The 11,750-nt window shown below is 65.8% G+C and carries 8 protein-coding genes; 4 read left to right on the top strand and 4 right to left on the bottom strand.

All coding sequences use genetic code 11. The annotated features are described in order from the left end of the window. Nucleotides 1–174 precede the first annotated feature (174 nt). The 3 genes from egtD to ACQ4MJ_RS10545 all read left to right on the top strand — a co-directional run bounded on the left by egtD (nt 175) and on the right by ACQ4MJ_RS10545 (nt 3,297). On the top strand, nt 175–1,092 hold the full coding sequence (egtD, locus tag ACQ4MJ_RS10555) for an L-histidine N(alpha)-methyltransferase (protein WP_228894863.1): 918 nt from the start codon (nt 175–177) through the stop codon (nt 1,090–1,092). A gap of 18 nt (nt 1,093–1,110) precedes the next feature. Beyond that, nucleotides 1,111–2,301 (top strand): ergothioneine biosynthesis protein EgtB, encoded by a 1,191-nt coding sequence (egtB, locus tag ACQ4MJ_RS10550; protein WP_431152739.1) that lies wholly within the window; start codon nt 1,111–1,113, stop codon nt 2,299–2,301. 153 nt (nt 2,302–2,454) lie between these two features. Next, nucleotides 2,455–3,297: an SPFH domain-containing protein gene (locus tag ACQ4MJ_RS10545; protein WP_431152740.1), complete on the top strand. Its 843-nt coding sequence runs from the start codon at nt 2,455–2,457 to the stop codon at nt 3,295–3,297. Nucleotides 3,298–3,438: 141 nt separating this feature from the next. Here ACQ4MJ_RS10545 and ACQ4MJ_RS10540 read toward each other — a convergent pair whose 3' ends face one another. The 4 genes from ACQ4MJ_RS10540 to ACQ4MJ_RS10525 form a co-directional block, all read right to left on the bottom strand. After that, nucleotides 3,439–4,722 (bottom strand): O-acetylhomoserine aminocarboxypropyltransferase/cysteine synthase family protein, encoded by a 1,284-nt coding sequence (locus ACQ4MJ_RS10540; RefSeq protein WP_431152741.1) that lies wholly within the window; start codon nt 4,720–4,722, stop codon nt 3,439–3,441. 169 nt (nt 4,723–4,891) lie between these two features. After that, entirely contained in the window at nt 4,892–7,582 is a 2,691-nt protein-coding gene (locus ACQ4MJ_RS10535; protein WP_431152742.1) for a cation-translocating P-type ATPase, read from the bottom strand. A gap of 4 nt (nt 7,583–7,586) precedes the next feature. After that, on the bottom strand, nt 7,587–8,669 hold the full coding sequence (locus tag ACQ4MJ_RS10530; protein WP_431152743.1) for a sodium:calcium antiporter: 1,083 nt from the start codon (nt 8,667–8,669) through the stop codon (nt 7,587–7,589). A gap of 55 nt (nt 8,670–8,724) precedes the next feature. Then, nucleotides 8,725–10,728 (bottom strand): peptidase U32 family protein, encoded by a 2,004-nt coding sequence (locus ACQ4MJ_RS10525; RefSeq protein WP_431152744.1) that lies wholly within the window; start codon nt 10,726–10,728, stop codon nt 8,725–8,727. A 219-nt stretch (nt 10,729–10,947) separates the two neighbouring features. On the opposite strand from ACQ4MJ_RS10525, the gene ACQ4MJ_RS10520 reads away from it, so the two are divergent. Next, nucleotides 10,948–11,622, top strand: coding sequence for a hypothetical protein (locus ACQ4MJ_RS10520; RefSeq protein WP_121419822.1), 675 nt, complete (start codon nt 10,948–10,950; stop codon nt 11,620–11,622). The last annotated feature ends 128 nt before the right edge of the window (nt 11,623–11,750 follow it).

Here is an 11,750-nt window from a genome sequence, read left to right as displayed (position 1 = left end):
GCCTGCGCCAGCCCTTTTTTTTGTGGGTGCGAAAATGGCTTACACACAGCTGCAGGCGAGGCGACGCACAATGGCGCGAGGGAGCGTGTGGGGCGTGCCGCCGTGTATGCGCCCCAGGTGCCTCTGCTTTTTGACCACCCGGCGGCGCTGCCGCACCCAACGTCTCACTGACCCATGCTCCTGCCTCGCTACTCCGACATTACGCACGGGCTGACCCAGCGGCCCGCACGCATCTCCCCCAAGTATTTTTACGACCAGCACGGCTCGCAGCTGTTTGAGGCCATCACGCGCCTGCCGGAGTACTACCCCACGCGCACCGAGATGGCCCTGATGCAGACGCATGCGGACAGCATTGCAGGCACGGTGGGCCCGGGGCGTACCCTCATCGAACTGGGCGCAGGCAACTGCCAGAAGGCCCGCACCCTGTGCCGCCTGGTGCAGCCAGCGTGTTTTGTGGGTGTGGACATTTCAGCGGATTTTCTGGAACAGGCGGTGCAGGGGCTGCGCGACGACTTCCCCGCGCTGGATGCCCGCGCACTGGCGGGCGACATGACCCTGGGGGTGGCACTGCCGGACGACATTCCCCGCACCGGCCGGCTGGTGTTCTACCCGGGCTCTTCCATCGGCAACTTCGATCCCCCGCATGCCCTGGAACTGCTGGGCCACATGCGCGAGCTTGTGGATGACGATGGCGGCCTGCTCATCGGCATCGATCTGCCCAAGGACGTGGCCGTGCTGGAGGCAGCCTACGACGATGCGGCGGGCGTGACGGCCGAGTTCAATCGCAACGTGCTGCGCCACGTGAACCGCCTGATCGGCAGCGACTTTGATGTGGCGCAGTGGCAGCACCGTGCGTTCTTTAACCCCGAGGCGTCGCGCATTGAAATGCACCTGGAGGCGACGTCCGATACCGAGGTGTGCTGGCCCGGCGGCGGCCGCAGGTTTGAGCAGGGCGAGCGCATTCACACCGAGAACAGCTACAAATACCCCTTGCCCGTGTTCACCGACATGCTGGCCCGCGCTGGCTTTGCACAGGCCCAGGCGTGGACGGACGAGCGCGGCTGGTTTGCGGTGGTGCACGCGCGTCCCTGATCAGTGGCTGCAATGACCATGACATCCAACACACTGCAGTCCCGCTACACCGCCGTGCGCGGCCGCTCGGTGGCACTGGCGGCGCCCCTGTCGCCCGAGGACTGCTGCGCGCAGTCCATGCCGGACGCCAGCCCCACCAAATGGCACCTGGCGCACACCAGCTGGTTTTTTGAAACCTTCGTTCTCGAAGCGCACGAACCCGGGTTTGCGCCGTTTGCGCCCGCGTTCCGGGTGCTTTTCAACTCTTACTACAACGGTGTGGGGGCCAAGCACCCGCGCCCGCAGAGGGGGCTGCTTACGCGCCCTGCGCTCCATGAGGTGCTGGCCTACCGGGCCGATGTGGATGCCCGCATGGCGCGCCTGCTGCCCACCGTGGTGCACGATGCCTCGCTGTGTGCCCTGATCGAGTTGGGCTTGCAGCACGAGCAGCAGCACCAAGAGTTGATGCTCACCGACATACAGCACCTGCTGTCGTGCAACCCGCTGTTCCCTGTCTATGCGGCGGCTTGCGATGTGGTGCCACCGCCCGTGGCTGCAACTTTGACGTGGCATTCTTTCGACGGAGGGCTCATCGAAATCGGCCATAAAGGCGAAGGCTTTGCGTTTGACAACGAAGGCCCACGCCATCGCACGTACCTGCACCCTTACGCACTGGCCTCGCGCCTTGTTACCCAGGCTGAATTTGAGGCCTTTGTGGAGGGCGGGGGCTACCAGAACCCCATGCTCTGGCTGGCGGAAGGTTGGGATTGGCGGGCAGCACAGGGTCTGAATCACCCGCTGTACTGGCACCGCGTGGAGGGGGCGTGGCATCACTTCACGCTCTCGGGGCTCCAGCCATTGCAGGGATCGCAGCCTGTGGTGCACCTCTCGTACTACGAAGCCGATGCCTACGCGCGCTGGGCGGGAGCCCGCCTGCCGACCGAGGCCGAATGGGAGCACGCTGCGGCGCAGGATGCCGACCCCATGGTGCAGCTCTTTGGCGTCGCCTGGCAATGGACACAGTCGAGCTACGCCCCGTACCCCGGCTTTCAGGTGGCGGCAGGTGCCGTGGGCGAATACAACGGCAAGTTCATGGTGAATCAGTACGTGCTGCGGGGCTCGTCCTGCGCTACGCCACCGGGGCATGAGCGGCTGACCTACCGCAACTTCTTCCCGGCCACCGCGCGCTGGCAGTTCACGGGCATCCGGCTGGCGCGCGACCTGGGTTGATACGGGGCTCTGCCGTCCCGAAGGCTGCTGTAGACAGCGGCGAACCACACGTTTTTGGTGGGGTAGGGCTCTCCTACAATCGCGCTCGCTGGCGCTGCCAGCGCAGCCACGGCGTGCCGTGCCTACCAACACCCCTTGATCCGTGAGAACCCCATGACTGCTTTGCGAACCCTGTCCTTGTTGTGCCTGTCTGCTGCGCTGGGTGCTTGCAGCCAGATCGATACCGGCAATGTGGGTGTGGAGCGCACGCTGGGCAAGGTGGGGCAGGAGGCCCTGCCGCCAGGGCTGTACTTCACGCTGTTCAAAACGGTGGACGAATTCACCGCCAAGGAGGTGAGCTTTTCGCTGGAGAACCTCACCCCCAAGAGCCGTGACAACCTGACCATGCAGGACGTGGACATCGACATCTATTTCAAGACCACGCCGGCCTCCATCCCTACGCTGTTCGTCAAATACCAGGGCGATGTGGTGCAGCACAGACAAGTGGTCAAAGACGGCACGGCGGACCTGCTGGTGGCCTACAGCCGCGTGCAGCGCGAAGCCCGTGAAGCCATCTACAAGGCCATTGCCCAGATGGATGCGACCACCATGCACACCAAGCGCGCCGAGCTGGCAGAAAGCGTGCGCACCACCTTGCAGGCCGAGCTGGACGCCACGGACAAAGGCGCCTTCACTGTCACCGCCGTGAATGTTCGCAACATGCTGACGGACAAGGCCATCGAATCCGCCATCCGCCAGCGTGCCGAGACGGACCAGGCGATCGAGAAAAAGCGCAAGGAGATCGACCTGGCCAAGGCCGAGGCAGAGCGCCTGATCGTGCAGGCCGAAGGCGAGGCAAGGGCCAACCAGATCATCAGCGCATCGCTCACGCCGGCGCTCAAGGAAATCCGGCTGGCCGAGATCCAGCGCGACACCGCCCTGGCCATTGCCAGCAAGCAGGGCAACACGGTGCTGATGGGCGGCGGCGCTGCACCACTGGTCAGCGTGGGCCGGTGAATCAGGGCGCCAAGCGGTGCCACTGTGGGTTGATTTGCTATTGACATAATAGCTAATAGCGCTTGCCAGTCAAGCGCTGGAGGCTCAAAACACTTGAAATTTTGAGTGGCCACGCGCCTTCAGCGCATGGCCACTCGCAGTTCACACCTTGTCGAGCGCCTGGGCCAGGTCGGCCTGCAGGTCGTTGATGTGCTCGATGCCCACCGACAAGCGCACCATGCCCTCGCTCACGCCGGCCTTGGCCAGCTCCTCGGGGTTGAGCTGGCGGTGGGTGGTCGATGCGGGGTGAGTGGCGAGGGACTTCGCATCGCCGATGTTGACCAGGCGCGTGAAGAGTTGCAGCGCATCCAGAAAACGTGCCCCCGCCGCACGTGGGTCGGCGTCGCTGTTCTTCACGCCAAAGCTCAAAATGCCCGAGGCCTTGCCGCCTGACTGGCGCTGCACCAGCGCGTGGTCCGGGTGGTCGGGCAGACCGGCGTAGCGCACCCATTCCACCTTGGAATGGCTTTGCAGATACTTGGCAATGGCCAGCGTGTTGTCGCAGATGCGGTCCATGCGCAGCGCCAGGGTTTCGATGCCTTGCAGGATCAGGAAGGCATTGAGCGGCGCCAGCGCCGCACCGGTATTGCGCAGTGGCACCACGCGCGCACGGCCGATGAAGGCAGCCGGGCCCAGGGCCTCGGTGTAGACCACGCCGTGGTAGCTCACATCGGGCTCGTTCAGGCGCGGGAAGCGGGCCTTGTGCTCGGCCCACGGGAACTTGCCGCTGTCCACAATCGCGCCGCCCACGCTGTTGCCGTGGCCGCCCAGGTACTTGGTGAGCGAGTGCACCACGATGTCGGCGCCATGCTCGATGGGGCGCAGCAGGTAGGGGCTGGGCACCGTGTTGTCCACGATCAGCGGCACGCCGTGGTCGTGCGCCACCTTGGCCAGCGCGGCGATATCGGTCACATTGCCCAGCGGGTTGCCGATGGACTCGATGAAGATCGCCTTGGTGCGCGCATCGATGTGCTGCGCAAAGCTGGCCGGGTCACGCGGGTCGGCAAAGCGCGTGGTGATGCCCTGCTGCGGCAGCGTGTGGGCAAACAGGTTGTAGGTGCCGCCGTAGAGCGTGCTGGCCGAGACGATGTTGTCGCCCGCCTCGGCAATGGTCTGGATGGCATAGGTGATGGCTGCCATGCCCGAGGCCACGGCCAGCGCGGCAATGCCGCCTTCGAGCGCTGCGACGCGCTTTTCGAGCACGTCGGTGGTGGGGTTCATGATGCGGGTGTAGATGTTGCCCGGCACCTTCAGGTCGAACAGGTCCGCGCCGTGCTGGGCGCTGTCAAACGCGTAGGCCACCGTCTGGTAGATGGGCACGGCCACGGCCTTGGTGGTGGGGTCGGGGCTGTAGCCGGCGTGGACGGCCAGGGTTTCGATTTTCATGAAGCTTGTCTCTTTCGTTGAAGGGAAGGGAGTGGCACCACCGGTCTCCACCAGTGGCTGGGCGGAGCTCGGTGCGCCGATGGCGCGGGCCATTCTGGCACCGCTGGCCGCTGGCGTCATCGAATCGTTGGCTATGTGCTTATGACGTTCTTGTGCGGGTTGGGCAACCTCACGCAGCAGGCTCGTCCATGGAGCTGTCGATGGGCTCTGGCGCGGTGCGACGCTCCTGCTGGCTGCGCCGCCAGGCCTTCTCGATTTCCACGACCACCAGCACCACCAGTGCGGCGCCAATGCACAGCGCCAGCTCGCCAATACTCAGCGGCTCCGTGCGGAATATGGGGTTGAGCCAGGGCACATAAATCGTGGCCATCTGCAGTGCAAAGGTGAGCAGCACGGCGCCCAGCAGCGGGCGGTTGCTCAGCAGGCCTAGGCGCCAGATGGGTTCGGATTCGGAGCGGATGGCGATCACGTGCGCCATCTGCGCCAGCGTGAGCACGGTGAACACCATGGTCTGCCAATGCGCGTGGCCGGTGTGCAGGGACCAGGCCTGCACCGCCAGGCACAGCCCGCCAATGAGCAGGCCCACGCCCAATATGTGCTGCCACATGCCGTGTGCAAACAGGCTCTCGTGCGGTGCGCGGGGTGGGCGCTGCATGATGCCGCGCTCGGCCGGTTCGGCGGCCAGCGCCAGGCCGGGCAGGCCGTCGGTCACCAGGTTGACCCACAGGATGTGGATGGGCAGCAGCGGAATGGGCAGCAGCAACAGCGGCGCGAGGAAGATGGTCCAGATCTCGCCCGAGTTGCCCGTCATCGCGTAGCGCACAAACTTGCGGATGTTGTCGTAGATGCGGCGGCCTTCGCGCACCGCCGCGACGATGGTGGCGAAGTTGTCGTCTAGCAGCACCAGGCTGGATGCCTCGCGCGCCACGTCGGTGCCGCCCTGGCCCATGGCTATACCGATGTCGGCGCGCTTGAGCGCAGGGGCGTCGTTCACGCCGTCGCCTGTCATGGCCACGAAGTGGCCCTGGGCCTGCAGCGCTTCGACGATGCGGATCTTCTGCGCCGGGTCCACGCGGGCGTAGACCTGCACCTGTTCCACGCGGGCGCGCAGTGCGGCATCGTCCAGCGTGGCCAGGTCGGCACCAGTCAGCACGGGCGCATCGGTGCTGCGCACAATGCCCAGGCGGTGCGCAATCGCACGTGCGGTGGCGGGGTGGTCGCCGGTGATCATCACGGGCGTGATGCCTGCGCTGATGCAGTCGCGCACTGCGGCCTTCGCCTCGGCACGGGGTGGGTCGATGAGGGCGATCAGGCCCAGCAGCTCCAGCTGGTTTTCTACCGCGTCGATGTCGTTGGTGTCGGGCAGGCGGATGTGGCTGCGGCGGGCCAGGGCCAGCACCCGCAGGCCCTGGGCGGCCAGTTGCTGGGCAGTGGCGAGGACCTTGGCGGTGTCCAGTGCGGCAGCGCCTTCGGGCGTCCAGTGGGCGGTGCAGCGGGGCAAGACCGACTCCGGCGCGCCCTTGGTGTAGGCCACAAAGCCATCGGCAGCGCGGTGGAAGGTGGTCATGCGCTTGCGGTCCGAGTCAAAGGGCTGCTCTTGCACGCGGGGGCTGCTCACATCCAGCTGGGCCTTGTCCAGTCCGCCCGCATGGGCGGCCAGCACCAGCGCGGTTTCGGTGGGGTCGCCCTGCCAGCGGGTACCGATCAGGCCCTCTTCGTTCTGCGCCTGGAGCGTGGCGTCGTTGCACAGCGCTGCGGCGCGCAGGGCCTCGGCATGGGCGGGGCCAGGCAGGGGGTCACCGGGCACCCAGCGCACGCCGTGGGCCAGCAGCAGCTCGGCATGCATGCGGTTTTGCGTGAGGGTGCCGGTCTTGTCCGAGCAGATGGTGGTGACCGAGCCCAGGGTTTCGACCGACGGCAGGCGCCGCACCAGCGCATGCACGGCCACCATGCGGCGTGCGCCCAGGGCCAGGAGCACGGTGACCACCGCAGGCAGTGCCTCGGGGATGGCGGCCACGGCCAGACTGATGGCGGTGAGGGCCATGAGCAGCGGCGCCTCGCCGCGCAGCACGCCGACCACAAAGATCACCGCGCAGATGCCCAGCACCGCGATCGCCAAGCGCTTGCCAAAGGCCGCCAGGCGCAGTTGCAGCGGCGTGCTGCGGTCGCCGGTGTCGAGCAGCGTGGCCACCTTGCCCAGCTCGGTGTGCATGCCGGTGGCCACCACCAGGCCGCGTGCCCGGCCATGCGTGGCCGTGGTGCCCTTGAAGGCCATGTTGGTGCGGTCGCCCAGCGCGCCCACATCCTCGGCGGCCAGGGCCTCCGTCTGCTTGGCGACGGTGACGGACTCGCCCGTGAGGGCCGATTCATCCACCTGCAGCTGCGCAATCTCGATGAGCCGCAGGTCGGCCGGAATCTGGTTGCCCGCCTCCAGCAGCACGATGTCGCCCGGCACCAGCGCCGTGGCGGGCACCACCTGCACCGCGCCGCTGCGCAGCACGGTGGCGTGGGCGGCGGCCAGCTGGCGCAGCGCCGCCATGGCCTGGTCGGCGCGCCAGGCCTGAACAAAGCCGATGACGGCATTGAGCACCACGATCACCAGGATGACCAGCGTGTCGGTGACCTCCCCCACCAGGCCCGAGATGACGGCCGCACCCAGCAGCACCAGCACCATGAAGTCCTTGAACTGGTCGGCCAGCAGATGCCACCAGGGGCGGTCTTGCCCCGCCGCCAGCTCATTGGCGCCGTGGGTGGCGCTGCGGCGCAGGGCTTCGTCGGGGTGCAGGCCTGCGTCAGGGTCAACGGCGTGCTCGCGTGCCACGTCTATGGCATCGCGCAGATGTGGATGGGGGTGTTTCACGGCATCAGTTTCCATACAGAAAGACCACGTAGGTGTTGACCAGGTACACCGCCGCCATGCCGATGCTGACCATGCCCACTGCGCGTAGCACACGGCTGCGCGGGCGAAAGAACAGGCCCACCACCGCCAACCCGGTCATCACCACGGCCGATGCGGCGGTGATGGCATGCACGGGCGACACATGGGCCAGCAGATCGCCTGGGCGGTAGAACAGATCATCTATGCCCACGATGGCCACGTTGAACAGGTTGCTGCCCAGCAGGTTGCCAATGGCCATGTCGAGCGCACCCAGCCGCAGGGCGGACAACGTGACCGCCAGCTCGGGCAGGGTGGTGACCAGGGCCACGAACAGGCTGCCTACAAAGCTGCGGTTCCAGCCCATGGTGGTGGCCAGGTTGACCGCCACAAAGGGCAGCCACATGCCGGCCCCCACCACGATGGCAGCCGCCATCGCAAAGCGGGTGGCCGCTTGTCGAAGGCTGGGCAGCGCAGGTGCTGCGTTGTTGGTGGGCGGCACTGTGTCGGCCGGTGGCGCAGCGGGGTGGCTCCGTTCATACGCAAAGACGGTGCGCATCGCCACCAGGTACAGCAGCAAGATGACGGGCGTGAGCAACCCCACGCTGCGCTGGGAGGCAGTGCCAGCGCCGGTGGAAGCACTGGCAGTAGCCCCCAGTTGGCCCATCAGAAGCCCCAGCAGCAAAAAGCCCAGCAGCACCACGCCAAAAGCGCCTGCCAGCACGTGGCCGTGGGCGGCCCGGGTCCATACCGGTGCTGGCCGGTACAGCAGGTCGATCACGACCAGAAACACCAGGTTGAGCACGCAGCTGCCCAGTGCGTTGCCCACAGCCAGGTTGGGGGTGTTTGCGAGGGTGACGCTGGTGATGCCGGTGGCCAGCTCTGGAAGCGACGTCACGCTGGCCACCAGCGTGAGGCCGATCCAGCTGCCCGACAAGCCTGTGCGCTGGGCAATGGCATCACCGTAGCGCGACAGCTGGTAGCCCGCCGCGCCAATCAGCCCCGCGCAGGCTGCGAACTGCAGCCACACCAGCAGCGTGGCCATCATGGTGCTCGCCCGCAAGGCGGGCATGAAAACGGGTCAGTGTGCATGGGGCATTGCTGTTGAGCCGCCACATGCAGGTGCATCAATGTGCTTTGTGCGGCCGGGCTTTGTAGAAGGTCAGTGGGATCTCGTTGGCCTGGTTCAGCACCTGGCGCTTGATCTTGCCCACCACATGCATTTCACAGGGCTTGCAGTCAAAGCGCAAGGTCAGCTTCTCCTTGCCGTTGATCAACATCAAGGGTTCGGCCTTGATGGTGCCCTGCACGCCCGTCACGCCCTTGGCCTGCTTGGGGCACAGGCTCATGCTGAAGCGCACGCAGTGCTTGGTGATCATGAGGCTCACCTCGCCTTCCTCTTCGTGCGCCTCGTAGGCCGCGTCGATCACCTTCACGCCGTGGCGCACGTAGAAGTCGTGGGCCTTGTGGTTGAACACATTGCCCAGAAACGACAGCGTGTCTTCGGGGTAGGGCGCAGGCGGCTCCACCGGTGTGGCGCGCGGCAGGCGGGCAAAGTTGCGCGCGCGGTTCGTTTCCAGATCGGCCAGCGCGTCGCGGCGCAGCGCGTTGAGCACCGACGCGGGCACAAACCACGGCTGCGAGAGCTGCAGCGCAATGTCATGCACCGCAAACACCGTGGCGCCAAAGCGGCCCAGTTGCTCGCGCAGGCTGGCCTCGGCCTTGGCGGCATCGGTGGCCGGTTGGCGCGGCTGCTGCACATCAGCACAGCCCACGTTGCCGTCTTCGTCGGTCAGCATCAGGCTGAAGCCGGTGGGCGTTTCGCTCAGGTGGGCCCACAGGCCGATGCGGCGGTCACTGGACTTTTTCTCCAGCGTGCGCACCCAGTCCATGTCGCGGTTGCGGTTGATCTCGGTGCCCTTGCGCAGGTCCTTGAATCCTTCCATCGGGTCTTTGGGGTACACCCGCCACTGGCCGACGCTGCGGGCCGACACGGGCTCGGCCACGTTGATGGCCATGCCCACCAGCTCCTTGTGCAGGTCGTAGTAGCACAGGCCATCGCCGTTGTGCAGCACCGTGCTGGGGTCGCTTACTTCCAGCTCCACGAAGTCGGGGCCTACCTTCGTCACCCAGCCGATGGCCTGGCCCGGGTTCTTGGGGGTGTCGAATGCGCCGATGTCTTCCTTGCGGCCGGTCACAAAGTAGTCGGTGAACTCGCGGTTGAAGTTCTGCAGCGGGTCGGGCGTGAAGGTGAAGGTGGTGCGCCCGCTGGACGAGCGGGAGAGCGGCCGGCCCTGGGCCTCGCGCTCTTCGATGATTTCGTCGAGCAGCGTGCGGTAGTGGGCGGTGATGTTCTTCACATAGCCCATGTCCTTGTAGCGGCCTTCGATCTTGAAGCTGCGCACGCCGGCGTCGATGAGGGCGCGCAGGTTGTCGCTCTGGTTGTTGTCCTTCATGGAGAGCACGTGCTTGTCGTGCGCGATGAAGCGGCCCTGCGCGTCCGTCACCTGGTAGGGCAGGCGGCAGGCCTGGCTGCAGTCGCCGCGGTTGGCGCTGCGGCCCGTTTGCGCATGGCTGATGTTGCACTGGCCGCTGTAGGCCACGCACAGTGCGCCGTGGATGAAGAACTCGATGTTGGCGCGCCCCGGCGCATCCACGGGCCCCAGCGCCTTGTGCACGGCGGCGATCTGCTGCACCGTGAGCTCACGCGCCAGAACGATCTGCGAGAGGCCTGCGTCCTGCAGAAAGCGTGCTTTCTCGGGCGTGCGGATGTCGGTCTGTGTGCTGGCGTGCAGCTGGATGGGGGGCAGGTCGATTTCGAGCAGGCCCATGTCCTGGATGATGAGGGCGTCGGCACCGGCCTCGTACACCTGCCACGCCATTTTGCGAGCGGCCTCCAGCTCGTCGTCGCGCAGGATGGTGTTGAGCGTGATGAAGATGCGGCTGTTGAAGCGGTGCGCATGCTTCACCAGGCGTTCGATGTCGCGGATGTCGTTGCCCGCACTGGCCCGCGCGCCAAAGGCGGGGCCGCCGATGTAGACGGCATCGGCGCCGTGGTTGATGGCTTCGATGCCGATGTCTGCATCGCGCGCGGGCGAAAGCAGTTCGAGCTGGTGGGGCAGGAGAGACATGGGGCGTGATTATTTCAGTTTCGCGGTGCCGTGGAGCTTCCGTCGGGTATCGGGTACTGCACTTTTGGTAACCATGTGACGATGCATTGTGCGGTGGGGGTCTGGTACAACGGGCGCAGCGTGCAAGCCTCGGCGGCCACCCCATGGTCTCTGTGAGCTGCGTTCTTGCAAGGCCGTCGGCATCGTCGGCCACCCCGAAAACCCAGTGAAAGGACTCTGATGAGCACCTCCCGCGTGAAGAAGCCCACCCAGCTGACACTGGCGATCAATGATCTCGACTTTTGCTACCTGCCGCCTCGGCTCAGCTTGTCTCCCATGCGGCACAACGACCTGGTCTGCACGGTGGACTGTTCGTGGTTCTTTTCCGAAGGTGCCAACCACATGGTGTTTGCACTGGACTGCACGGGCGGGCAGGGCAGCTACAACCCCCACTGCGGGCCGATCTACCGCCACGGTCAGAACCTTTGGTCCGAGGCCCGGGGCTTCATCATCTTTGCGGACGGCATGGTGATGGCCGAGCGATGGAACGGCACGGCCATGCCGGGGCTGGTGACGGTTACCAACACCTCGGGGGCGATCTTCAACCCGGCGGTGCACCCCGTCTTCACGCTTCACGTCCGGGCCGGCTACAGGATGGGTGGGTTTGCCGACCGGATGCGCATCACCATCCACCAGGGTATCGCGGCCGATGGCCCGGTTTTGTTCGAAGGCGAGGTGACCGGGGCCGGGTGGGGCTGGGACTGGACGGGGTCGCACAAAGTGGCCATTGCCGGTATTGGTCCGCACTTCGTGACCCCCAATGACACGGGCTGCGTGGAAGAGCGCGTACCCCGCGACGCACCGAACGCCATCCTGCCGTTTACCAACTTCAAGTTGCGGATGGTGAAAGGTTGAGCGCTTGCCAACGGGCGCGCTGCCGCTCAAAGGGCAGCTTCATAGGGTGACTTCGGCGAATCATCTTGCGCCATTAGCCGTTTTAATGGCCCAGCAAATTACTAAGCTTGCATAGCAATTGGCGACGG

The organism is Acidovorax facilis (genome assembly GCF_050626955.1).
GTDB classification, from domain to species: domain Bacteria; phylum Pseudomonadota; class Gammaproteobacteria; order Burkholderiales; family Burkholderiaceae_C; genus Acidovorax; species Acidovorax facilis.
Note: the sequence above shows the minus strand (reverse complement) of the source record. Positions and strands in the feature narration are given on the sequence as shown.

Coding starts and splice junctions, on each gene's coding strand:
- ACQ4MJ_RS10530 (WP_431152743.1), bottom strand. CDS start 8,669: ATGCCCGCCTTGCGGGCGAGCACCATGATGGCCACGCTGCTGGTGTGG.
- egtB (WP_431152739.1), top strand. CDS start 1,111: ATGACATCCAACACACTGCAGTCCCGCTACACCGCCGTGCGCGGCCGC.
- ACQ4MJ_RS10520 (WP_121419822.1), top strand. CDS start 10,948: ATGAGCACCTCCCGCGTGAAGAAGCCCACCCAGCTGACACTGGCGATC.
- ACQ4MJ_RS10540 (WP_431152741.1), bottom strand. CDS start 4,722: ATGAAAATCGAAACCCTGGCCGTCCACGCCGGCTACAGCCCCGACCCC.
- egtD (WP_228894863.1), top strand. CDS start 175: ATGCTCCTGCCTCGCTACTCCGACATTACGCACGGGCTGACCCAGCGG.
- ACQ4MJ_RS10525 (WP_431152744.1), bottom strand. CDS start 10,728: ATGTCTCTCCTGCCCCACCAGCTCGAACTGCTTTCGCCCGCGCGCGAT.
- ACQ4MJ_RS10545 (WP_431152740.1), top strand. CDS start 2,455: ATGACTGCTTTGCGAACCCTGTCCTTGTTGTGCCTGTCTGCTGCGCTG.